Source organism: Aliihoeflea aestuarii (assembly GCF_024105665.1).
Classification (GTDB): Bacteria; Pseudomonadota; Alphaproteobacteria; order Rhizobiales; family Rhizobiaceae; genus Aliihoeflea; species Aliihoeflea aestuarii.
In genome coordinates this window covers 56,670-78,767 of record NZ_JAAAMK010000013.1, presented here as the reverse complement: position 1 = coordinate 78,767, position 22,098 = coordinate 56,670, and the positions used below count along the sequence as shown (strand labels likewise).

The 22,098-nt window shown below is 63.1% G+C and carries 26 protein-coding genes and 1 tRNA gene; 12 read left to right on the top strand and 15 right to left on the bottom strand.

The features are described from left to right. Positions 1–135 precede the first annotated feature (135 nt). Positions 136–211 (bottom strand) — tRNA-Ile (locus tag GTW25_RS18975). A gap of 116 nt (positions 212–327) precedes the next feature. Here GTW25_RS18975 and GTW25_RS18970 point away from each other — a divergent pair. After that, positions 328–1,065, top strand: a complete 738-nt coding sequence (locus GTW25_RS18970; protein WP_252913864.1) for an SIMPL domain-containing protein — start codon at positions 328–330, stop codon at positions 1,063–1,065. 55 nt (positions 1,066–1,120) lie between these two features. On the opposite strand, the gene GTW25_RS18965 is transcribed toward GTW25_RS18970, so the two are convergent. The 4 genes from GTW25_RS18965 to GTW25_RS18950 all read right to left on the bottom strand — a co-directional run bounded on the left by GTW25_RS18965 (position 1,121) and on the right by GTW25_RS18950 (position 3,088). Further along, positions 1,121–1,468: a hypothetical protein gene (locus tag GTW25_RS18965; RefSeq protein ID WP_252913863.1), complete on the bottom strand. Its 348-nt coding sequence runs from the start codon at positions 1,466–1,468 to the stop codon at positions 1,121–1,123. 87 nt (positions 1,469–1,555) lie between these two features. Further along, positions 1,556–2,152, bottom strand: coding sequence for a GNAT family N-acetyltransferase (locus GTW25_RS18960; protein WP_252913862.1), 597 nt, complete (start codon positions 2,150–2,152; stop codon positions 1,556–1,558). A gap of 3 nt (positions 2,153–2,155) precedes the next feature. Next, on the bottom strand, positions 2,156–2,569 hold the full coding sequence (locus GTW25_RS18955; RefSeq protein ID WP_252913861.1) for a ketosteroid isomerase-related protein: 414 nt from the start codon (positions 2,567–2,569) through the stop codon (positions 2,156–2,158). Between the two features lie 72 nt (positions 2,570–2,641). Next, the gene (locus GTW25_RS18950; protein ID WP_252913867.1) at positions 2,642–3,088 is read right to left on the bottom strand and encodes a YcgN family cysteine cluster protein; all 447 of its coding nucleotides are present in this window, start codon (positions 3,086–3,088) and stop codon (positions 2,642–2,644) included. 171 nt (positions 3,089–3,259) lie between these two features. Between GTW25_RS18950 and GTW25_RS18945 the strand changes: the two genes are divergently transcribed. Beyond that, the gene (locus tag GTW25_RS18945; RefSeq protein ID WP_252913860.1) at positions 3,260–5,266 is read left to right on the top strand and encodes an OmpA family protein; all 2,007 of its coding nucleotides are present in this window, start codon (positions 3,260–3,262) and stop codon (positions 5,264–5,266) included. 307 nt (positions 5,267–5,573) lie between these two features. Here the strand turns inward: GTW25_RS18945 and GTW25_RS18940 are convergent, their stop codons facing one another. Continuing rightward, complete coding sequence (locus GTW25_RS18940; protein ID WP_252913859.1) at positions 5,574–7,235, bottom strand: Na/Pi cotransporter family protein; 1,662 nt, start codon at positions 7,233–7,235, stop codon at positions 5,574–5,576. A 342-nt stretch (positions 7,236–7,577) separates the two neighbouring features. On the opposite strand from GTW25_RS18940, the gene dnaG reads away from it, so the two are divergent. After that, positions 7,578–9,500, top strand: a complete 1,923-nt coding sequence (dnaG, locus tag GTW25_RS18935; RefSeq protein WP_252913858.1) for a DNA primase — start codon at positions 7,578–7,580, stop codon at positions 9,498–9,500. A gap of 332 nt (positions 9,501–9,832) precedes the next feature. Beyond that, positions 9,833–11,854, top strand: a complete 2,022-nt coding sequence (rpoD, locus tag GTW25_RS18930) for an RNA polymerase sigma factor RpoD (RefSeq protein WP_252913857.1) — start codon at positions 9,833–9,835, stop codon at positions 11,852–11,854. A 65-nt stretch (positions 11,855–11,919) separates the two neighbouring features. On the opposite strand, the gene GTW25_RS18925 is transcribed toward rpoD, so the two are convergent. Next, positions 11,920–12,999 (bottom strand): hypothetical protein, encoded by a 1,080-nt coding sequence (locus GTW25_RS18925; RefSeq protein ID WP_252913856.1) that lies wholly within the window; start codon positions 12,997–12,999, stop codon positions 11,920–11,922. 174 nt (positions 13,000–13,173) lie between these two features. Between GTW25_RS18925 and GTW25_RS18920 the strand changes: the two genes are divergently transcribed. Continuing rightward, positions 13,174–13,785, top strand: a complete 612-nt coding sequence (locus tag GTW25_RS18920; protein WP_252913855.1) for a LysE family translocator — start codon at positions 13,174–13,176, stop codon at positions 13,783–13,785. 44 nt (positions 13,786–13,829) lie between these two features. Here GTW25_RS18920 and GTW25_RS18915 read toward each other — a convergent pair whose 3' ends face one another. Next, complete coding sequence (locus tag GTW25_RS18915; RefSeq protein WP_252913854.1) at positions 13,830–14,420, bottom strand: TetR/AcrR family transcriptional regulator; 591 nt, start codon at positions 14,418–14,420, stop codon at positions 13,830–13,832. Between the two features lie 70 nt (positions 14,421–14,490). Here GTW25_RS18915 and GTW25_RS18910 point away from each other — a divergent pair, with 70 nt between their 5' ends. Further along, positions 14,491–14,916 (top strand): VOC family protein, encoded by a 426-nt coding sequence (locus GTW25_RS18910; RefSeq protein WP_252913853.1) that lies wholly within the window; start codon positions 14,491–14,493, stop codon positions 14,914–14,916. A 58-nt stretch (positions 14,917–14,974) separates the two neighbouring features. After that, complete coding sequence (locus GTW25_RS18905) at positions 14,975–15,406, top strand: GFA family protein (protein WP_252913852.1); 432 nt, start codon at positions 14,975–14,977, stop codon at positions 15,404–15,406. On the opposite strand, the gene GTW25_RS18900 is transcribed toward GTW25_RS18905, so the two are convergent. The 4 genes from GTW25_RS18900 to GTW25_RS18885 all read right to left on the bottom strand — a co-directional run bounded on the left by GTW25_RS18900 (position 15,399) and on the right by GTW25_RS18885 (position 16,444). Next, positions 15,399–15,653, bottom strand: coding sequence for a DUF1488 family protein (locus GTW25_RS18900; RefSeq protein ID WP_252913851.1), 255 nt, complete (start codon positions 15,651–15,653; stop codon positions 15,399–15,401). The genes GTW25_RS18905 and GTW25_RS18900 overlap by 8 nt on opposite strands. Positions 15,654–15,769: 116 nt before the next feature. Then, complete coding sequence (locus GTW25_RS18895; RefSeq protein ID WP_252913850.1) at positions 15,770–15,919, bottom strand: hypothetical protein; 150 nt, start codon at positions 15,917–15,919, stop codon at positions 15,770–15,772. 1 nt (position 15,920) lies between these two features. Next, positions 15,921–16,181 carry a hypothetical protein gene (locus tag GTW25_RS18890; protein WP_252913849.1) on the bottom strand — a complete coding sequence of 87 codons (261 nt, stop codon included), beginning with the start codon at positions 16,179–16,181 and terminating at the stop codon, positions 15,921–15,923. Beyond that, positions 16,178–16,444 (bottom strand): hypothetical protein, encoded by a 267-nt coding sequence (locus GTW25_RS18885; RefSeq protein ID WP_252913848.1) that lies wholly within the window; start codon positions 16,442–16,444, stop codon positions 16,178–16,180. The genes GTW25_RS18890 and GTW25_RS18885 overlap by 4 nt, the downstream gene beginning before the upstream one ends. 191 nt (positions 16,445–16,635) lie before the next feature. Between GTW25_RS18885 and GTW25_RS18880 the strand changes: the two genes are divergently transcribed. Genes GTW25_RS18880 through GTW25_RS18870 form a run of 3 tightly spaced genes read left to right on the top strand, consistent with a single transcriptional unit; the run spans position 16,636 to position 17,559 of the window. Further along, entirely contained in the window at positions 16,636–17,058 is a 423-nt protein-coding gene (locus GTW25_RS18880) for a secondary thiamine-phosphate synthase enzyme YjbQ (RefSeq protein ID WP_252913847.1), read from the top strand. 41 nt (positions 17,059–17,099) lie between these two features. Further along, positions 17,100–17,381 (top strand): HlyU family transcriptional regulator, encoded by a 282-nt coding sequence (locus GTW25_RS18875; RefSeq protein ID WP_252913846.1) that lies wholly within the window; start codon positions 17,100–17,102, stop codon positions 17,379–17,381. Next, positions 17,374–17,559 (top strand): hypothetical protein, encoded by a 186-nt coding sequence (locus GTW25_RS18870; RefSeq protein WP_252913845.1) that lies wholly within the window; start codon positions 17,374–17,376, stop codon positions 17,557–17,559. Before GTW25_RS18875 ends, GTW25_RS18870 begins: the two co-directional genes overlap by 8 nt. Positions 17,560–17,570: 11 nt before the next feature. Here GTW25_RS18870 and GTW25_RS18865 read toward each other — a convergent pair whose 3' ends face one another. Then, positions 17,571–18,020: a GatB/YqeY domain-containing protein gene (locus GTW25_RS18865; RefSeq protein WP_252913844.1), complete on the bottom strand. Its 450-nt coding sequence runs from the start codon at positions 18,018–18,020 to the stop codon at positions 17,571–17,573. Positions 18,021–18,246: 226 nt separating this feature from the next. Between GTW25_RS18865 and carA the strand changes: the two genes are divergently transcribed. Next, on the top strand, positions 18,247–19,446 hold the full coding sequence (carA, locus tag GTW25_RS18860) for a glutamine-hydrolyzing carbamoyl-phosphate synthase small subunit (protein ID WP_252913843.1): 1,200 nt from the start codon (positions 18,247–18,249) through the stop codon (positions 19,444–19,446). A gap of 200 nt (positions 19,447–19,646) precedes the next feature. Here carA and ypfJ read toward each other — a convergent pair whose 3' ends face one another. Together ypfJ and GTW25_RS18850 are read right to left on the bottom strand one after the other, a co-directional pair. Next, positions 19,647–20,546 (bottom strand): KPN_02809 family neutral zinc metallopeptidase, encoded by a 900-nt coding sequence (gene ypfJ, locus GTW25_RS18855; protein WP_252913842.1) that lies wholly within the window; start codon positions 20,544–20,546, stop codon positions 19,647–19,649. Between the two features lie 95 nt (positions 20,547–20,641). Further along, the gene (locus GTW25_RS18850) at positions 20,642–21,148 is read right to left on the bottom strand and encodes a DUF2306 domain-containing protein (protein ID WP_252913841.1); all 507 of its coding nucleotides are present in this window, start codon (positions 21,146–21,148) and stop codon (positions 20,642–20,644) included. 100 nt (positions 21,149–21,248) lie between these two features. Here GTW25_RS18850 and GTW25_RS20615 point away from each other — a divergent pair, with 100 nt between their 5' ends. Continuing rightward, positions 21,249–22,034, top strand: coding sequence for a LytTR family DNA-binding domain-containing protein (locus tag GTW25_RS20615; protein ID WP_252913840.1), 786 nt, complete (start codon positions 21,249–21,251; stop codon positions 22,032–22,034). Positions 22,035–22,098 lie beyond the last annotated feature (64 nt).

Genomic DNA, 22,098 nt, shown 5'->3' with positions numbered 1-22,098 from the left:
TGCACTATGATCTGGGATATATCGACCTGGAACAGAAGACCTTGCAGACCATCGACAACCCGTTCGGCACGAGGTTGTCACCCATGTCTTAGGTACATTCTGTTACCCATGTCTCCGGGTCGTACATTAGTAATTTGGTGGGCCCGGAGGGACTCGAACCCCCAACCAAGCGGTTATGAGCCGCCGGCTCTAACCATTGAGCTACAGGCCCCACGCGGCATCCGATTAGAGGTTTTCGATCGTGCGCACAAGCGCGCCGCGCCCCAATCCGCCCATAATCGGTCCTTACCGCTCGTTTCTCCATTGCTATACGGGAGACACTATTTGATGCGCCGCTTGATCCTTTCCACAGCCATCCTGGCCCTTGCCTTGCCCTTCGCCGCCCATGCGCAGGACAACAACCGCCCGTTTCCGCAGATCGTCGTCACCGGAAAGGGTGAAGCGGCTGTCGCGCCCGACATGGCGATCGTCAATCTGGCGGTGATGCGCGAGGCCGAAACGGCGCGCGAAGCGCTCGACCAGAACAATCAGGCGATGGCCGACGTGATCGCCGCGATGAAGGAAGCGGGCATCGAGGATCGCGACCTTCAGACGGCGGGCCTGTCGATCAATCCGCGCTACGTCTATCCGAACGACAACAATGACGAGCAGGAGCCGCGCATCGTCGCCTATCAGGTCACCAACAATCTGACCGTGCGCGTCCGCGATATCGCACGGGTCGGCGAAGTCCTCGATCAATCCGTCACGCTCGGCGTCAATCAGGGTGGCTCGATCGCCTTCGTCAACGACGATCCGTCCGCGGCGACGGCCGAAGCGCGCAAAAATGCGGTCGAAGACGCAATGGGACGGGCGCGCACGCTGGCTGAAACCGCAGGCGTCGAACTTGGCGACGTGATCCAGATTTCGGAACGAAACGCACCGCCGCCAATGCCCTATCCCCAGCCGCAGATGATGCGCATGGCCGCCGATTCAGGCGCTGAGGCCGTTCCGGTTCAGGCCGGCGAAAACAACTACGTCGTCCATGTCGACGTGACCTTCGCGATCGGCAACGGCGCGCAGCAATAACAAAAAAGGGCGTCGAACCCGAAGCTCGGCGCCCTTTTTCATGGCTGGTGAAAAATCAGCGAATGACCGGGCAATGCGGTGCGCGGGCGAAAACGATCGCGGTGCGGCCGTCGCGCCATGAGCGGCCCGCCACGCGGATCACGTTGCGATTGGCGTTGACGATCCGGGCATTGCGCAGGCCCATGCGCTGCGCCTTGTGGACGGCCTGTCCGGGCGTGCAGGCGGCAGGACGGCCACGGTCCCAGCGCCCACCGCGATCGCCGCGCCACTGGACCGTTACGGTCGCATTGGCCCGGTCGAACTGGACGGCTCCGGAATTGACCTGCGCCTGAGCCGGCATGGCGGCGAGCGTACCGAGGCCGATCAGCGCGGACAGGGCGGCGGTTTTGACGAATTTCAACATCGGTTCTTCTCCTCGTGCGTGATGCGTATGAGAAGAAGATGCATCCGGCAGGCTGAACGGGTTTGGAACTGCCCGTTCAGCCATTGTTCATCGAACGGGCGTCAATGCCTTCATCCAGTATTCCATCGGCTTTTCCGTCTCGGCGTCGTCGCCGATGTCGCGCCATGAAAAGCCGGTGACGAGCCCCTCGATCCGCTCGTAGCCGCGTTTTTTCCAAAAGCGATTCAGAGGCGTGTAGCCGGCAGGTCGCTCGGGGTGCCCGGCCGGACGAATGACGGCGGAAAAGACGCATTTGCCGAAAGCCGCCTCAAGCGCCGCGCGCTCGCGTTCTTCGAAGAACCGCACGCCGATCCCTTGCCCGCGATAGACGGATTTCAGCACCGACTCGCCGAAGTAGAAGAAGTCGTCCACGTCGAGCCCCCGCGCGGCGAAAGGCGCCGCGAATTCCGCGCGGTGTTCGCCAAGCGGCGTCGCCGTTGCCGCGCCGACCAGCCGGTCGCCGTCGAGCGCCCCGATGACGACCGCGCCGGGCGCGCGCATATAGGTCGCCAGATAGGCGCGCTCGTAAGCCGCGTCACCGTCATAGAGATACGGAAACGCCCGAAACACCTCGATGCGCAAGGCCGCGAGGTCGTCGAAACGGGCCTCCGCCTCGTCGCGAGACAATTTGCGAACCTCGATCACGCGTCAGCCTTTCGAGACGGAATCGATCCAGTTCTTCAGATTGTAATAGGTGGTCACCCTCGAAATGCGTCCGCCGTCGATCTCGAACAGGATCGCGCCCGGCACCGAATAGCGCTGGCCGTTGGCTTCCGGCAGACCTTCGGCTGTCGCCAGATATTCGCCATGGACGGTGAACTCGGCGGCCGCGCGGCTGCCGGTCTCGTTGGTCATGATGACGATATCGGTGAGTTGTTCCTTGTAGTGCTTGTCCATCATGGCGAGGAACCACTTGAACTTTTCCTTGCCGATCTCGCGCTCGCCCTCGTTGACGTCATGGGCGACGTCTTCGCCGAGACAGTCGAGCATGGCCTGATTGTCGCCATTGTTGAAGGCATCGACATAGCGTTCGATGAGAACTTTGGTTTCGGTCTGGCTCATTCGCTTGAATCCTCGTGATTGGTCGGGCAGTTGGTTAGGACAAGGTAAAGCCCGCCTGCAAGAGGCAAGCGCTCAGGGTTCTTCGTCCAGAATGTGATCGAAATAGTCGTCGACGCTGTCCATGTCGGTTTCGAGCGCCGTGACGCGTCCGCGAACGGAGATGCCCGCCTCGTGAACGGTCTCGTGGGAACCGGAAACGAGATGATGCCACCATCTCAGATCCTCACCATCGGCAACAAGCCTGTAGGCGCAGGTCGAAGGCAGCCAGGGCAGCGTGCGAACCTTTTGCGGCGTGAGCTTGACGCAGTCCGGCACTTTTGCGAGCCGTCCTTCATAGTCGGAGCAGCGGCAGGCGGCCGCGTCGAACAGGCGACAACCGATGCTCGTCCAGTAGATCTCGCCCGTATCCTCTTCCTCGAGCTTGGACAGGCAGCATTTGCCGCAGCCGTCGCACAGCGATTCCCACTCCTGGCGGGTCATCTTTTCGAGCGGCGTCGTTTTCCAGAAGGGCTGAGACATGGCGCGCATGTGGCCCTCGGCGAATGCGCGGTCAAGCACGAATGAGCGAGATCGCCTTGCGATTGCCTTGAAATGACCCGGACTCCGGCCCGTTTCCCGCCAAAACCGGAACAAAATGCTGGTTCTTCCATTGTCGGCAGGTTGGGACCCATCTTTCAGGAGCATACTCTGATGAAGAGACAGTCGCGGATTCTTGCCGGGACCGCCCTCGGGCTGGTCATGGCAACCGCCCAGTTGAGCGCAGCGCCGATTACCGGTCCGCGCCTTGCAAATTTCGATGCCTTGCAGCGAGGCGGCCCGGCGAATGCGCCGGTCGTTTTGGCGCAGGCCACAGAGGAAACCGAGGAAGAACGTCAGCAGCGGCTGGAGGCCGAAGGCGCGCAGGAAGCGCCTGCCGAGGAACAGCCGATCGAGGAAGCGCCCGCTCCTGAGCAAGCCCCGGCAGAAGAACCGGCTCCTGAACCCGCTCCGGAGCCAGAGCCGGCTCCAGTGCCTGAGCCCGCTCCAGAGCCTGAGCCTGCGCCGGTCGAACAGCCTGCCGAAGAAGCTCCCGCCCCAGAACCGGAAGCCCCGGCGGAGGAAGCACCTGTCGAGGAGGCTCCCGCCGAAGAGCCGGTAACTCAGGAAGCGCCCGCGGAAGAACCGGTCATCGAAGAGGCACCGGCAGAAGAAGCACCCGCGCCAGAGCCGGAGGCCCCGGTCGAAGAACCGGCAGTCGAGGAAGCACCGGCTGAGCCGGCGCCCGTCGATCAGGCACCCGTTGAACAGGCACCGGCCGAAGAAGCGCCAGCCGAGGAACCCGTGATCCAGGAAGCGCCGGCTGAAGAGGCTCCCGCTGCCGAAGAAGCACCTGCGGGTGAAGCGCCGGCGCCCGTCGAGGGCGAAGTTCCGGCCGCACCCGTCGATGGTGACGTCGAACAGTTTCTCGAAGGCGAGCCCCCCGTCGCGCCCGCCGAAGGCGAACTTCCTGCGGCCCCGGAAGGCGAAGCGCCCGCTGAGCCCGTCGAGGAAGTCGTCCCGCCGGATCAGGCTTTCGAGGAAACGCAGGACCTCGCGCCTATCCTCGACAGCGCCAAGGACCCCGCCGAGGCCGAGGCCACTTTCGAGGCCGAAGCGGAAGCGGACGGCTCGACGCCCGAACAGATCGAGGCAGAGCGTGCCGCGCGTGCGCGGCCATCCGGTCCCGCGCCGACCAGCATTCTGGAATCTCAGATTCTGGAAGCACCGGTCGAAGTCCAGTCGCTGCGTGCCGTCGAAGGCCGCCGCATCGATCGTCGTGAGGAACCTTTCCTTGAGCGTCGTGAAGGCTCCAACGTCCTGCGCGAGATCGGCGATCGCTTCGTCATCCAGTTCAACAACCAGACCATCGTGCAAAGCGACGACCGCACGCGTCTTGGACGCAACGCGGAAGAAGTCTACTACGAGGAACTGCCGCGCGGCCGCTATCGCGAAACGATCGTTCGCCCGAACGGCGTCGAGATCGTCACGATCCGCGACCGCTACGGCGACGTCGTGCAGCGTTCGCGCTTCGACCCGGACGGCCGCGAATATGTGCTCGTCTATGCCGACGATCGCCGCTTCGGCGACGAGGGCGACCGGCCGCGCCGCTGGCGTGATCCGGGTCGCGACCTGCCGCCGCTGCGCCTGACGATCCCGGTCAGCCAGTACATTCTGGAAGCCGATCGCGTTCAGGACCCCGACGTCTACTACGAGTTCTTCGAGCAGCCGCCGGTCGAGCAGGTCCGCGAGATCTACACGATCGACGAGGTCAAATATTCGTCCCGCGTTCGCGACATCGCGCGCCGCGTCGACCTCGACACGCTGACCTTCGACTTCGGCTCGGCCTCCATCGGCCAAAGCGAGGTCCCGCGGTTGCAGGGCGTGGCGGACGCGATACTGCGCCTGCTCGACGAGAACCCGGCCGAAACCTTCCTGATCGAAGGCCATACGGACGCGGTCGGCTCCGACGAGGCGAACCTTGCGCTTTCGGATCGCCGTGCGGAGGCCGTCGCGGTCGCCTTGACCGACTATTTCGACGTCCCCCCGGAAAACCTCGTCACGCAAGGCTATGGCGAGCGTTATCTGAAGGTGGCGACCGAGGCCGAGGAGCGTCGTAACCGGCGCGTCGCGATCCGTCGCATCACGCAATTGGTCGCGCCGGTGGCACAGGCTCAGTAGCGTACCTATATCGAGCGTTCCCTGCCCCGTCCCTCCGGTTTGTGTCCGGCGGGACAGGCACCGAAACCCGGCCGTCCTCCAGCGGCCGGGTTTCTTTTTTCCAGATTGAAAGCGAGCGCCGATACACTCATCCGACCCTTCGGGCCATCTTCTCCCCAAGGGGAGAAGGAATTGCCGGCACGACGGTTGATGCCCATTATCCCCCGTAAGCGGTTTGCCGGGATGTTCATGCAGAAGGTTCCTTCTCCGTTGGGGGGGAAGGTGGCCCGAAGGGTCGGACGAGTGGTGGGACTGCAACCTCTGCGGTTTACGAAGCCTTCAGCCGCGTATCTCGAAGCAGCCCGTGCTCTTCCAGAACCGGATAGGCGATGGACGCCAGAAGCGAGTTGATCTGCTTCAGGTCGCGGATCGTGTCGAGATGGATCGAACTCGTCTCGACGCTCTGCGCCGTCCCGTCACGCAAGCGCTGGAAGTGCCGCTGGCTGGAGCGTCTTTCCAATTCCCGCAGCCGGTCCTTTTCAAGCATCAATTGGCGCGCTGTTTCGCGGTCGCGCGAGACGAGCACATTGAAGGCGAGCCGCGCATTGGCGAGGATGGCCGTATGCATGCCGCGCAATTCGTCCAGCCCCTCGGGCGACAGCTTCACGCCCCGCTCGACCTTTTTGCGCACCTGCGCCAGCATGTTGCGCACGATGATGTCGCCGACCTGTTCGAGTTTCACGCACGCGCCCAGAAGTTCCTGATAGCGCAGCGCTTGGTCTTCGCTCATTTGCGATGGACTGATCCGGGCGAGGTAGAGCTTGATCGCTCTCTGGCGCTCGTCCACGCGGTCATCGAGCGCCGAAAGCGCCTCGATCTTCGGTTTGTCGGCGTCCTCGTAAAGCTCCATCACATTCGTCAGCATGATCTCGACCGTGTCGCAGATCGACATGACCTCGCGCGTTGCATTGCCGAGCGCCAGCGGCGGATTGTCGAGCACCTTGGGGTCCAGCGAGGAGACGGGCTGGTCTTCCAGATCGATGGGCGCGACCGGAGCCATCGCGGCAATCCCGCGGCTCACGGCCCGGTGGACGGGACCGGCAAGCGGCAGGCCGAACAGAACCAGCGCGACGTTGAACGCGATATGCGCATTGACCATCTGCACCGCGGGCAAGCCGCCGAGAAGGTCGAGCGGCGGGTGGACGAGCGCGATCACGATCAGCGCCGTTATCGCGCCGATCCCGCGCAGGACGAGGTTGGCGATCGGCACGGAGCGGCCGGCCGGCGCCATCGAGCGCGACAGCATCGCCGCGATCAGCCCGCCGCCCAGATTGCAGCCGAGCACCATGACGATGCCGAGTTCCACCGGGATCAGCGCGCGTTCGGCCAGCGCCACCAGGAGCAGGATCGCCGCCACGCTCGAATGGAACAGCCACGTCATGATCGCCGCGAGGATGAAGGCGGTGATCGGATCGGCCCGCAGGAAATTGACGATGACCGGCAACAGCGTGCTGTCGCGCAGCGGCTCCGACGCCTCGCCGATCAGCCGCAGCGACAGGAGCAGAAGCCCGATCCCGACCAGGATGCGGCCGAACTGCCGCCACGCCCGCCGCTCCGTCGCCAGAAAGATGGCCGTGCCGGAGAAAAGGCAGACCGGAACGAGCAGGCTGAGGTCGAAGGAAAGCATCTTGACGACGATCGCCGAGCCGAGATCGGCGCCCAGCACCGCGACCAGCCCCGCCGCGCCGCCGACGATCCCCGATCCGACGAACGAGCCGACCAGAAGCGACACCGCCGTCGCGCTCTGCAAGGCGATTGCCAGGCCCGTTCCCGCCACCACGCCGGCGAGTGGATTGCTCAATGTCGCGCGCAACTTGCGACGCAGCACGTCACCATAGGCGCGCTCGACGCCGGTCCGCACCATGCGCGTCGCCCAAAGCAAAAGCGCCACCGCGCCGGCCAGATTGAGAAGGACAACCGACCCCGTCATCGCTTCACCCCTGCACAGCGCGCGTTTCGGGGAGCCGCCGACACCGGCGAATGGGGGCATATGATGGAAAGGATCATCGGTTTCAGCTTCACCTAAGCGCGGTTTTGCCCGCGACTTTTTCTTAGTCGATTAATCAGAATCGCATGGGAGCGTCCGCCTTGCAAGCGCGTTTGCTTTCGTTTTCGCGCGTTTCAAAAGATGTGCGCACCAAAACCCAAACCGTCAGAGCGCCTCTGCAAGATCGCGGCACGCTTCAGCCTGTGAATGTCGGGCAAGACCGCGCAATCCCGTCGCACCGGTTTGCGATAGGTCCTATATGGAAGTGAAAGCGAGCCGTACCAGATGCGATTTTCTCCTACTTTTCTCGACGAAATCCGGGACCGGGTGCCGATCTCTTCGGTGATCGGCGCGCGCGTGACGTGGGATCGGCGCAAGACGAACGCCCCGCGCGGCGATTTCTGGGCGTGCTGCCCCTTCCATGGCGAGAAGAGCCCGAGCTTCCATTGCGAGGACAAGAAGGGCCGGTATTATTGCTTCGGTTGCGGCGCGTCGGGTGATCATTTCCGGTTTCTCACCGAGCATGACGGCCTCGCCTTCCCCGAGGCGGTGGAAAAGATCGCCGACATGGCCGGCGTTCCGATGCCCGCCCGCGACGTGCAGGAGGAACGGCGCGAACGCGAGCGCGCCTCGCTCTCCGACGTCATGGAGATGGCGACGCAATTCTTCGAAAACCGCTTGCAGGGCGCGGACGGTGCCAAGGCCCGCGCCTATTTGCGCGAACGTGGCCTGACCGGCCCCACGCAACAGACCTTCCGCCTCGGCTACGCGCCCGAGAGCCGGAATGCGCTGAAGGAACATCTTGCTGCGAAAGGCGTAGATAAAGCGCAGATCGAAGCTTGCGGCCTCGTCGTCCACGGGCCGGACATCCCGGTTTCCTACGACCGGTTCCGTGACCGCGTGATGTTTCCGATCGAGGATGCGCGCGGTCGCGTCATCGCCTTTGGCGGACGCGCCATGTCGCCCGATGCGCCCGCGAAATATCTCAACTCCAACGACACCGAACTCTTTCACAAGGGGCAGGTTCTCTACAATCTGGCCCGCGCCCGCGCATCGGTCGCCCGAGGCGGAACCGTGATCGCCGTGGAAGGCTATATGGACGTGATCGCGCTTGCCCAGTCCGGTATCGAGAACGCCGTTGCGCCGCTCGGAACGGCGCTGACCGAAAACCAGCTTGAACTTTTGTGGCGCATGTCGGGCGAGCCGGTCCTGTGTTTCGACGGCGATGCAGCCGGCCTCAAGGCAGCGTTCCGCGCCGCCGATCTCGCCTTGCCGCTGGTGCAGGCGGGACGCAGCATGCGTTTCGCGCTGTTGCCGAATGGGCAGGACCCCGACGACATCGTCCGCAACGAAGGCGCCGAGGCCTTGCGCGCGCTCATTGCCGAGGCGCGTCCCCTGGCGGACATGCTGTGGCAGCGCGAAACGGCCGGCGCGACGTTCGAGACGCCCGAGCGCCGCGCCGACCTCGAAAAGCGCCTGCGCGAGGCCACCTACCGCATCAAGGACGAGGATGTGCGCCGCCACTATGCGCAGGAGATGCGCGACCGCGTGATCCGCTTCTTCGGCTCGACGCGCCCGCAAAATCCGCGCTTCGAAAAGAAAGGGCAGCAGCAGCGCCCCGGCGGCGGCCCCGGTTCGATCGGCCACCAGCGTCTGGCCGTCTCCGAAAGCCTCGCCCGTTCCTCGCTCGTTCGGCGCGCCGCGTCGGCGATGCCGCTGCGCGAGACGACGATCCTCGTCACGCTCGTCCACCATCCCGATCTGGTCGACGAGTATTTCGACGAGATCGACCGTCTCGATATCACCAGTGCCGAGTTGCGCCAGCTCAAGGCGTGCATCGTGGATGCGGCGGCCCATGGCCTGACCGGCAGGAATACGACCCTGATCGGCCATGTCGACGCATGCGGGTTGCAGGAAACCTGGCAGCGGGCGCTTTTGCAGGTCAAGAGCGCGGGACTGTGGACGGCCCTGCCTGAAGCTGCTCTCGACGATGCGCGCGACCACTTCACGCAGGCTCTGTACTTGCAGCAAGCCGCTCAGTCTCTACATAAGGAGCTCAAAGCGGCCGAGACTGCCCTTGCGACGGACCCGACGGACGAGAATTACCGTCACCTGATCGACATCCAGTCACAGTTGCGGGACGTGCAGGCCACCGAGGCGCTTATCGAGGGCTTCGGCGTGCAATCCGGTCGGGCTGGCCGGGCCTGACAATGGCGGTGCCGAGTCGGGTCTTTAGCATTTGATTCGCTTTTTTATCGCGAATCATGCCACAGCCGCTTGACCTTCCGCTTGAATAACGGAATCAGGACGGCCACGAAACTTATCGAGTGGCTTGCCCGGATTGAAGACGGATTATAGGACGGCGCACTGATTTTGAGCGGCCATATACCCTCACGATCCTTGCCGAGGTTAGCCGACCGACTAGATAACGGCGCTCGGGCGTTAATATGCGCGCGATTTGCGCACCCAGAATCCATGTCCTTGATGACGAAGGCCCTATAGGGCGTCCAATGGCCGGAAGGCCGCCTGGAGAACAGCATATGGCGACTAAAGAGAAGGAAGAGGTCGAGAACGAGCGCGAGGGCGGCACCGACGGCCCATTGCTCGACCTTTCCGACGACGCTGTCAAGAAGATGATCAAGGTCGCGAAGAAGCGCGGCTTCGTGACCATGGACGAGCTCAACGCCGTCCTTCCGTCCGAGGAAGTCACGTCCGAGCAGATCGAGGACACGATGGCGATGCTGTCGGACATGGGCATCAACGTCGTCGAGGACGATGAGAATGCCGAAGACGGCGATCGCGAAAAGGACAACGACAGCAGCGAAGAAGACGCGAACGAGCTGGCCGAGCAGACCGGCACCGCCGTCGCGGCGACCACGACCAAGAAAGAGCCGACCGACCGCACCGACGACCCCGTGCGCATGTATCTGCGCGAGATGGGTTCCGTCGAGCTTCTGTCGCGCGAGGGCGAAATCGCCATCGCCAAGCGCATCGAGGCCGGCCGCGAGACGATGATCGCCGGACTTTGCGAAAGCCCGCTGACCTTCCAGGCGATCATCATCTGGCGCGAGGAACTGAACGAGGCGAAGGTTCTCCTGCGCGAGATCATCGACCTCGAAACGACCTATGCCGGCCCCGAGGCCAAGCAGGCTCCCGTCGTCGAACGCACCGAGGAAGAGAACAAGCCCAAGCCCGAGGAAAAGTCCCGGCGCGGCCGTGACGACGACGACATCACCAATGTCGGCGGCGACACGCGCGGCGAGGAAGAGGACGACGAGGAAGACGAGGCCAATCTGTCGCTTGCCGCGATGGAGGCCGAGCTTCGCCCGCAGGTCATGGAGACGCTCGACGTCATCGCCTCGACCTACAAGAAGCTGCGCAAGCTGCAGGACCAGCAGGTCGAGGCCCGTCTCGCCCAGACCGGCGCGCTGTCGTCCAGCCAGGAACGTTCCTACAAGAAGCTCAAGGACGAGCTGATCACGGCGGTCAAGTCGCTGTCGCTCAACAATGCGCGCATCGAATCGCTCGTCGAACAGCTTTACGACATCAACAAGCGGCTCGTTCAGAACGAGGGCCGCCTGTTGCGTCTGGCCGAAAGCTACGGCGTGCGCCGCGAGGATTTCCTCCAGCAGTATCAGGGCTCCGAACTCGATCCGAACTGGATGAAGTCGATCGCCAATCTGTCGGCGCGCGGCTGGAAGGAATTCGCCAAGAACGAGAAGGACACGATCAAGGACATCCGCGCCGAGATTCAGAATCTCGCAACGGAAACCGCGATTTCGATCCTCGAATTCCGCAAGATCGTCAATCAGGTCCAGAAGGGCGAGCGCGAAGCGGCGATCGCCAAGAAGGAGATGGTCGAGGCCAATCTGCGACTCGTCATCTCGATCGCGAAGAAATACACGAACCGCGGCCTGCAATTCCTTGATTTGATTCAGGAAGGCAATATCGGCCTGATGAAGGCCGTGGACAAGTTCGAGTATCGTCGCGGCTACAAGTTCTCGACCTACGCGACCTGGTGGATCAGGCAGGCGATCACGCGCTCGATCGCCGATCAGGCCCGCACGATCCGCATCCCGGTCCACATGATCGAGACGATCAACAAGATCGTGCGCACCTCGCGCCAGATGCTTCACGAGATCGGCCGCGAGCCGACCCCGGAAGAACTGGCCGAAAAGCTCGCCATGCCGCTCGAAAAGGTCCGCAAGGTCCTGAAGATCGCCAAGGAGCCGATCAGCCTCGAAACGCCTGTCGGCGACGAGGAAGACAGCCACCTCGGCGACTTCATCGAGGACAAGATGGCGATCCTGCCGATCGACGCGGCGATCCAGGCCAATCTGCGCGAAACGACCACGCGCGTTCTGGCTTCGCTCACGCCCCGTGAGGAGCGCGTCCTTCGCATGCGCTTCGGCATCGGCATGAACACCGATCACACGCTGGAAGAAGTCGGCCAGCAATTCTCGGTCACGCGCGAGCGCATCCGCCAGATCGAGGCCAAGGCTCTGCGCAAGCTCAAGCATCCGTCCAGGTCGCGCAAGCTGCGCTCGTTCCTCGACAGTTGAGCCAACGACATCGCAAAACAAAAAGAGCGCCCCTGCGGCGCTCTTTTTGTTTGTTCCGTGGTTTTTCAATCGCCCGCTGGATGCGCGCGCGAGAACACCGCCAGCATCACCGTAAAGACGACGATCAGCCTATAGCCGTCGAGATAGATGGGCGAATGAGTGATCATCTGCAAAATGACTGGCACCGAGCAAACGACGATCTGTACGCCGGCCACGACGGCGAGCGCGGCGACCACGCCTTGCCTCTCGTTTCCCTCGCCCAACACGCGCAAATGATGCCGTCCATAGGCCCAGACAAAACCCGGGATCGCGATCAAGCCGGTGACGAGGGTGAGTAGCTGGGACCAGAAAATGACGTGCTGCAGTTCCAGGACCATCAAGGGCAAGGCCACGATATTGCCCGTGACGAAGGAGGCGAGAAAGGGAGGCCAGAGCAAGATGGCGCGCGGCGCATATCGGCCGCGATCGTTCGGCAGCTTCGCGTCGATGGCCTTGTTCGCATAGACGACGAGCCCGGCAGCAAGAACCAGAAAGGCGACCGGCAGCAGAATGTCGAGGCCACTCACCGCACCGACCCGCGCCATTTCGATGCCGGACGAAAATTCACGCGGCAACCCGACGAGGTAGGGAACGACCAGCAGCACCCAGAAACCGCCGCTCCGGTAGGGTAGCCCGATTCGGTCCGACAGCCAGATGACGAACGCCGTGCTGGCGACGAGGCATGCCACGGTCATCGGCACGAACGCGGCAATCTCCGACACGACAAGCCCACTCGCATCGAGCCCGACCGCAATGCCGTAGCCTTGCATGGCGGCGAGCACCAAGGCGAGCACGGCAACCACGAGCTTGAACATACCCTCGTTGCGCGGCGCCGCCGCTTCCCATCGCGCCAACGGCGCAATGAACACACGCGCAAGCTCGGCGAAGATGAGCGCCGAGAAAAATGGCATCATCCAAAGCGCGAAGATCGACAGCACAGACGTCAAAGCGCTGGATCCCGCTTGCGCCGTGATCGCATCGAGGTCCAATCCTGGAAGCGGAATGCGTGAGCCGACTGCGTAGACGATCAGGACCAGGCCCACAGCCGCCACGGCACGCCATGCGATCTTCGGAATTTCGTCGCTAGCGAACGCGCTGTCGGTCATCGGATGGTCCGGACCTTCCTGGAGGATACTGGCCCGTGACTATGCGGAATGACCGGCGATATGCAACCTGCAACAGGCGTTACACGCAGGCCGTGTGACACAGCGGACGCCCTTTCCTCCCGGCCCGCTCCCCTGTAGATTCGAGACAACGCGCGACGTACGGAAGGAGCCGGCATGTCGATCGAATTCCTGCTGACCACCCTTTTGATCGTCGCCTCGCCGGGAACCGGCGTCGTCTATACGCTCGCCACCGGCCTCTCGCGCGGCGCGCGTGCGGGAATCTTCGCGGCCTTTGCCTGCACGATCGGCATCGTTCCGCATCTCGTCGCCGCGCTCACCGGCCTTGCAGCCCTGCTCCACACGAGCGCGCTTTTGTTCGACATGGTGAAGTATGCCGGCGTCGCCTATCTTTTGTGGATGGCGTGGCAGGTCTTGCGCCAGCGCGGCGCCATGCGCATCGAAACCGAAGCCGCGCCTCGATCCATGGCGCAGATTCTCGTCGACGGCATCGTGCTCAATCTCCTGAACCCGAAACTGTCGATCTTCTTCGTCGCGTTCCTGCCTCAGTTCATCGCCGTTAACGAAGCCGCGCCGGTCCTGCGCATGCTGGAGTTGAGCGCGCTCTTCATGGCCGCGACCTTCATCGTTTTTGCGATCTACGGCGTCTTCGCCGCGATGATGCGCGATCAGGTCGTCGGCCGCCCGGCCGTGATGATCTGGTTCCGCCGCACCTTCGCCGCCGCCTTCGTGGCGCTGGGCGCACGGCTGGCGTTGACGGAAAGATAGACAGAAGCGAACCGCATCGCGCCATCGGCAAACGCTTATTGCCGCTATGTCTTCAACCCCTCGATCAGCGCTACGATCGCCTTGCGCTGGTCCCCGGCATCCGCGCCATTCGCCACCGCCAATGCGGCGCGATCGAACACCGCCGAAAGCTGCGCGGCCAGCGCATTCAGCGGGAGTCGCCTTACCGCGCCTTCGCGCATCGCCATCGCAAGCCCCTCCCGCAATGTCCGGCCGGCATGACGCGCATCAATTTCGTCCATCGCCTCACGTCCGAGCACAGCCGGCCCGTCGAGAAGCAGAAGCCGCGTCCGCCCGGTCTCTTTCATTGCTTTCAAGAAGGCGTCGCCGCCCACCGTCAACGCTTCGATCGCGTCCATGGAATCGGGCGACGCATCGTTGATGGCTTCGGCAACCGCCGCCGACTCGGCTTCCACCACCGCACGGAACAACGCCCGCTTGTCGGCGAAATGGTGGTAGAGCGCGCCGCGGGTGACGCCTGCCGCGGCAACGAGTTCCGGCGTGCCGGTTTCGCCATATCCCTTCGCGACGAACAGCGCCCTGCCTGCCTGTATGAGTTCAACCCGCGTCGCTTCCGCGCGCTCGGCATTGCTCCGTCGACCGACATTCTCTTGCATACATGCAGCCTGTATGTTAATTACAATTCACATGCAGAGTGTATGTATCTTTGGACGAAAGGGAAAGAGCATGAAAGCAACGAGCTACTACCCCGTGATCATGACAGGCGATGTGGCCGGCACCGCCGCATTCTACACGACCCATTTCCGCTTCACGCCCGTCTTCGAAAGCGATTGGTACGTGCATCTGACGTCGCGTGAAGATCGCCGCGTCAATCTCGCGATCCTCGATGGCGAGCACGAAACCATTCCTGAAGTCGGGCGCGGACGCGTCTCCGGCCTGATCCTCAATTTCGAGGTCAAGGATGTCGATGCCGAGCACGAGAAAGCCGTGTCGGCCGGATTGCCGATCCTTCTGCCCCTGCGCGACGAGGCCTTCGGCCAGCGCCATTTCATCACGTCCGACCCGAACGGCGTCCTGATCGACATCATCACGCCGATCGCGCCAAGCGAGGAATTCGCGGCTCAATATACCGACGAAGCGCGCCCGACCTGATCGCGATTGCAAAGGCACCGCCCCCGCTCCATTCTCGCCGTGACATGGAGACACGACGATGACCGACGAGAACTGGACGGCGGGCGGCTGCCATTGCGGCACGGTGCGTTTCAGGGCGAAGCTGGTGGATGGCCTGAACACGGCGCGGCGATGCGATTGCTCCTTATGCGCCATGCGCGGGGCAGTCGCGGTGTCCGCTGTGGCCGAGGATTTCGAGATCGAAAGCGGCGCGGAAGCGTTGACGCTCTACCAGTTCAACACGAGAGTCGCCGAACATTGGTTCTGCGCACATTGCGGCATCTATACGCATCATCGCAGGCGCTCGGATCCAAGCCAATATGGCATCAACGCAGCCTGCCTCGACGGCGTCAGCCCGTTCGATTTCGAATGCGTCATCGTCAATGACGGCCAGTTGCACCCATCTGACCGCAAGGATGGCCGTGACGGCGTCGTGGGATTTCTGCGCTACGAAAAAGCGCGACCTACCTGAAATCGGCTGCCGTCAGAACGTAGACGTTCCGCTTGCCGTGTGAATAGGTCTCCCGCGCGACATGCTGAATGGATGTGCGCGCCGCGTCGAAGGCGGCGAGGCAGGACTTTTCCGCAACCGCTTTCTGGCCGAGCGCACCTGCCTCGACCAGAAAGCGAACCTCGAACATGCCGTCATAGCCGGTGAAACGCACCGCACCCCGCACCTCGTCGAAACTGCGGCTGAGATTTGGAAATGTCAGCGACATGGCATGCTCCGGTATCTAGAGCATTTTGCAGCCAGACGGAATCGCCTGGCGTCGCACAAATGCGGCTAAGAAAATCAGCTTGAGCAACTTATGCATTCGTCAGAATGCACGTTGCTCTAGCGCTTCGAACCGGCGCGGCTGGTTGGCAGCGACGGCGGTGCCTGCCGGACCTGGCTGCCCGAGGACGGTGCCGCTGCAACGCTTTCCGCCTTGGCCTGTTTGGGTTTGCGGATTTCCTTGGATGAACGTTTCTGTCCCTTGGCCATGTCAGTTGGTCCTTTCGACCTGCGCACCCGATCCTATCGGCTCGAGCGCATCTTCTCCCGCCACGCGATCGTGCCGCTCCGTTTCGGCTCGAATACGGTACTGAAATTCTCTGTTGCTCGCCGGCAGGCAGGCCGTCACGAGGTACACCTCGTCGATCCGCTGGGGCGTCGTGAACCACGATTTGAGGTGAACCTTCTGGCCGACCTTGAAGCGATGGATCGCATCGGCCGTGACGGCGGGCTTGGTGCGTACGCGGATCATGGCTGCTTGTCCTTCGTGAGGGCGGCTTCGACTTCGAGATCGTCGGCATCAATCTGGACGATCTGTTGCGGACGCGAGGCCTGGGCGATCGACGGGAGATGTATGTAGGTCGCAAGGTTGCGGCGGGCGGTCCAGGTCACGCCGCCCAGTTCCTCATCGTCGCTTTCCACGCGATATGCGCCGGCCGGCAGTTCCTCGCCGATCCCCGGCAAGGTAAATGCCGCGTCGAACACGACGGTTCTTGTCTGGCTGCGGGTGGTCATCGCATGGCTTTCTGCCCGTCGTCGCGAGGGGCAAGAAATCGGCTTGTCGTTGGAAGCTGATTGGAGAAACGATCGTTACAAAAAAATTGTCTGGAGAGGCGTAGCGACAGCGCCATTGTGCGAAATCGTCGCGCGCTCTGCTATCCATACATGATTACATGACGAATAGGCTTCAATTAAGGCGGTTGACCATGAAACAGACGCTTATTTCGCTCCAGACAAGGGGCGCGGGTCTTTACGAATTCACGGACGCGGCGGCGCATTTCGTGCGCGAGGCAAATCATGCCGGTCCAGCCTTGCTGACTGTGTTCGTGCGTCACACCTCCTGTTCGCTTCTCATTCAGGAAAATGCCGACCCCGATGTGCGCCGCGATCTCGACGCCTTCTTCGCCCGTCTCGTGCCACCCGCCGACGATCCCGCGATGGACTACCTCGTCCACCGACTCGAAGGCCCGGACGACATGCCGGCGCATATCAAGGCGGCGCTGACCGCCGTCTCGCTTTCGGTTCCCGTCGCGGACGGCCGTCTGCTGCTGGGCACATGGCAGGGCATCTATCTCTTTGAACATCGGGCGCAACCGCACAGCCGCGAAGTCGTGCTTCATCTCGCCTGATTTTTGGCCTATGACGCGATCATGACAATCGGGAGTTCGGCATGTCGTTCTGGAAGAAACTGTTTGGAGGGAGCGCCGCGGAGCCTGCCGCCGCCTCGGCCGAGCCGACCGAGTACAAGGGCTTCACCATCCGCGCGCAGCCCTTTTCCGAAAGCGGCCAGTATCAGACCTGCGCGATCGTCACCAAGGAGATCGGCGGCGTGGTGAAAGAGCACAGGCTGATCCGTGCCGACCGGTTTCCTTCGCTGGACGATGCGACGGAAACCTCCCTGCGCAAGGCGAAGCAGATGATCGACGAACAGGGAGACCGGCTCTTTGGCTAGAATATTCGCAATCGCCGCATGCCTTGCCGCCCTGACGGGCTGCGCGGTCTACGGCGGCGCCGGAACGGCGACGATCTCGAACGATCGCATTGACGCGCGTGGAGCCGCCATCGGCGCCGGCGTCGACCGCTCCGGCCCCTATGGCGGCACGACCTCCGGCCGCGTCGTCGTCAGGTAGGCAATTCCAACCTATTTGAGAAGATCGCGCACCGCCGCGCTCGCCTTGGCGAAGTCCATCTTGCCCGGATAGCGCTCCTTCAGGATCGCCATGACCTTGCCCATGTCGCGCAAACCTTCGGCGCCGACTTCGGAAATCGCGTCGGTGCTGGCTTGGCGCACCTCGTCCTCGCCCATCTGCACGGGAAGAAACTCGCGCACGATCTCGATTTCCTCGCGTTCCTGCGCGGCCAGTTCCAGTCGCGCGCCCTCCTCAAAGGCTTTGGCGGATTCCTCGCGCTGCTTGACCATCTTCGCCAATATCTGGAGGATTTCCTCGTCATTGACGGGTTCCTTGCCGACACCCCGGTTCGCGATATCGCGGTCCGTGATGGCGGCCTGGATCAGGCGCAGCGTCGAGACGCGTCGCTTCTCGTGGTTCTTGAGGGCCTGTTTGAGCGTTTCGGCGATCTGCGCGCGCATGAATCTGTCTCTTTCAGTGGTTCCGGCATCGTTGAAAACGGATCGAGGCAATTGACCCGAACTATACCGTGACCTATTGTCCGCCACCTGCATGGACCGGCTTGCGTGTCGCTCGGGGTGCCTCCAAATAGAGGGCACGACCCGCGCGTTTCGTCGCGCATATGGCCCGAAATGCGTTATGATTCAAGGGCGCCCGCCGCGCCTCAAAACCGATCTGGAGATGGCTATGGCCGCTGGAACCGCCCCCTGGAGCATCGAAAAGCCCACCGCCCTCCTGGTGCTCGCCGACGGCACGATCATCGAGGGCAAGGGCGCGGGCGCAACGGGCGAGCGCGTGGCGGAAGTGGTCTTCAACACGGCGCTGACCGGGTATCAGGAAATCCTGACCGACCCGTCCTATCTCGGCCAGATCGTCACCTTCACCTTCCCGCATATCGGCAATGTCGGCGCGAATGACGAAGACATCGAGGATTTGACCCCGGCAGCGCGTCACGGCGCGGTCGGCGCCATTTTCAAGGCCGACATCACGACGCCGTCGAACTACCGCTCGGGCGGCGATCTCGATGCCTGGCTTGCCGCACGCGGCATCGTCGCGATCAGCAAGCTCGACACGCGCGCGCTGACCGCGCTGATCCGCGAGCGCGGCGCACAGCACGCCGTCATCGCCCATGACCCGTCCGGCAATTTCGATATCGATTCGCTCAAGGCGAAAGCCGCCGCATGGTCCGGCCTCGTCGGCCTCGACCTTGCCAAGGAAGCCACCTCCGGCCAGTCCTCCGTATGGACCGAAACGCCCTGGGTCTGGGACGAGGGCACGGGCGAGCAGGCCAAGCCCACCATGCACGTCGTCGCCATCGACTATGGCGTGAAGCGCAACATCCTGCGCCTCATCGCCGGTCTCGGCGCGAAGGTCACCATCGTCCCGGCGACGACCGACGCGGCGACGATCCTCGCCATGCAGCCCGACGGCGTGTTCCTGTCGAACGGCCCGGGCGATCCTGCTGCGACCGGCGAATACGCCGTACCCGTCATCAACGAACTCGTCGCCTCCGGCCTGCCGGTCTTCGGCATCTGCCTCGGCCATCAGATGCTTGCCCTCGCGCTCGGCGCCAAGACGGTCAAGATGCATCAGGGCCACCATGGCGCGAACCACCCGGTCAAGGACCACACCACCGGCAAGGTCGAGATCGTGTCGATGAATCACGGCTTCGCGGTGGATTCGAAGTCGCTGCCCCAAGGCGTTGAAGAGACTCACGTTTCGCTGTTCGACGGTTCCAATTGCGGAATCGCGCTCGCCGGCAAGCCGGTCTTCTCGGTCCAGCACCATCCCGAGGCCTCGCCCGGCCCGCAGGATTCGCACTATCTCTTCCGCCGCTTCGTGAACCTGATCCGCGAACGTCAGGGCGAGCCCGCGCTGGCGGAGTAAACCCGTCTAAAACGCTGCTGCGGGTTGAGATTTCGAGGCATGGATTCCTGTGACGAGCACAGGAATGACGATGGCATATTTGCCCCAGCCAATCGCTTACGCTGACGGTTTGCACCACCCATGATGCCGTCATTCCTGTGCTGGTCACAGGAATCCATGCCTCTACCTTCAATGTCGGATGAGACGACGGAACCTTGGTTTCAGATATTCCCTGACAACGTATCGCACTGGTCCAGCCGGCCGCTCTCATAGCCGCGCGTGAACCATGTCTGGCGTTGCTCGGACGAGCCGTGCGTGAAGCTGTCGGGCATTACCTGTCCCTGTGTGCGCCGCTGCAGCGTGTCGTCGCCGATCTGGTGCGCGGCGTTCAGGGCTTCCTCGATGTCGCCGGCTTCGAGCAGCCCCTTTTGTTCGGTGAAGTGCGCCCAGACGCCCGCATAGCAATCGGCCTGCAATTCGACGCGCACCGACATCTCGTTGGCCTGCGTTTGGCTCATGTTCTGGCGCTCGCGGTTGAACGCCGGCAGCACGCCGGTCAGGTTCTGGACATGGTGACCAACCTCGTGCGCTATCACATAGGCCTGCGCGAAGTCGCCCGACGCGCCGAACCGGCTGGCGAGTTCGTCGAAGAAGGAAAGGTCGATATAGACCTGACGGTCGCCCGGACAATAAAACGGGCCGACCGCCGCAGACGCCGTGCCGCAGGCCGAATCCACCGCACCGGAAAACATGACCAGCGTCGGCTCCTGATAGGTCTCGCCTTCCGCCTGGAAGATGCCGTTCCAGACATCCTCGGTCTCGGCCAGCACCACGCCGACGAACTGCGCCTGTTCGTCATTGGCGGGCGGCGCCTGCCGCTGCTGCGAGGTCTGGGTGCCTGTCCCCTGACCACCGCCCAGAATATCGCCGGGATTGATGCCGAGCGCCGGCAGGAGGATGAACAAGGCGACGACGAGAACCAGCCCGCCGATGCCGCCGCCGCGCCCGATAGGGATGGGGATGCGCGGTCCGCCGCCCCCCAGCCCTCCGGGGATACGGGCAGGCCCTTGCCCGCGCCGGTCGTCTATGTTGGAACTTTCGCGGCGACCTCTCCAGCGCATTGGCTGCCCTCGCTCAAAACGGCTGCACGAGCCGCACCTCATCTTAGCGTATCGCCACGCGATAGCTACGGTAAACAAGCGAGCGCCGCGAAGGTTCAAACGGCCCGCTTTCTCCTGAAGCCCATTTCGCGAATCGCCAGCATTCCGGCTCCGATGAAGCCGAAGGCAAGCAGTGCGACAAGCACGATGCTTCCCGCCCCGTTCGCCAGCGCCATCAGGCTCGTGCTCATGATTCGCCCCGGCAGGAAGGTAAACGCCCCCGCGATCACGATCCCGCCCAGATACATACCCGTGACGGTGCGCCTGTGGGCGGTGATGTCGTGCCGCCGCGCCGCGCGTATCGCGGTGAAGCAGCTCACGATCACATAGATCGAGATCAGGTGGATCGGACTGAAATCGCCGACAAGCCGGATTTCGTGGATAAAAAACGTCGAAACCGCCGTGACGAACATCAGCCCCATCCAGATTTTTCCGAGCATCCGATGAACCGGCGTGCCTTTCGGCCGCGCCAGAAGCCACGCGCCAAGAACTGCGGCCGGGACGACGGTCGCGACGTGGAACTGGACGGCCAGCGGCGCATCGAGAAGCGTGACAGACGACATGATGGATTGTCCTTTCGGGCGGCCGGTTGAATTTCCCGCATTCTTCGTCCAACCATCCATCGGCTTCAAAGCCGAACGCGCGGATGAAGGAGTATAGTTCGTGAACAGCCCGGTCCTGCAATCCGCGCTTCGTGACTTGCAGGTCCTTCTCGGCTCACTGCGGTTCTGGAGCACTTTCCTCGCGGTCGTCCTCATCTTCTGGGTCACCGGACCGTACGGTACCGCCGAGAGCCTTGCGGCGGCGCCGCGCTTCGGCTTCTGGCTGGTGCTTCATGCCGGTACATGGGCCTCGGCGCTCGTTTGCGTGGCGCTCGCAGACGCATTTCTGGAAGAGAGGATCGAAAGCCGCTTCACCCGCATGATGATCGGAGCGGTCGCTGCCGCACCGCTCATCGCACTCGTCACCGAGGGGCTCGGCGCGGCGACATTCGATCGCCCGATCACCGCCCAAAGCTATATCGGCGCGATCTTCACCGGCCTCGTCCTGTCCTCGCTCTTTTGCGTTCTTACCTTCCTGTCGATGGGTAAGGAATTATCGGCCGCTGCCCACCCGCCCGAGCCGCCAACCCCCGCGCGCGAAATACCCTTACTGCGACGCCTGAGCGTGTCGATCCGCGCCGCACCGCTGCATCTTGCCGTGCAGGATCACTATGTCGAAGTCACCACGGCGCGCGGACGCGAACTCGTGCTGATGCGCTTTTCCGATGCGCTCGACGAGCTTGCTGACCTTCCCGGCATGCAGGTTCATCGCTCGCATTGGGTCGCCGATGCGGCGGTGGAGACTGTCGAGCGTGACAATGGACGCCTGACCGTCCTGCTGGTCACCGGGGCGCGCGTTCCGGTCAGCCGCCCCTATCTGGCGGCGGTGCGCGCACGCTGGCTTTGACCCGGCGGCCCACTCCTTTATGGTGCGCGCGCCGGGAGCGTTTCCCGGCCCGATTTCGCATGGG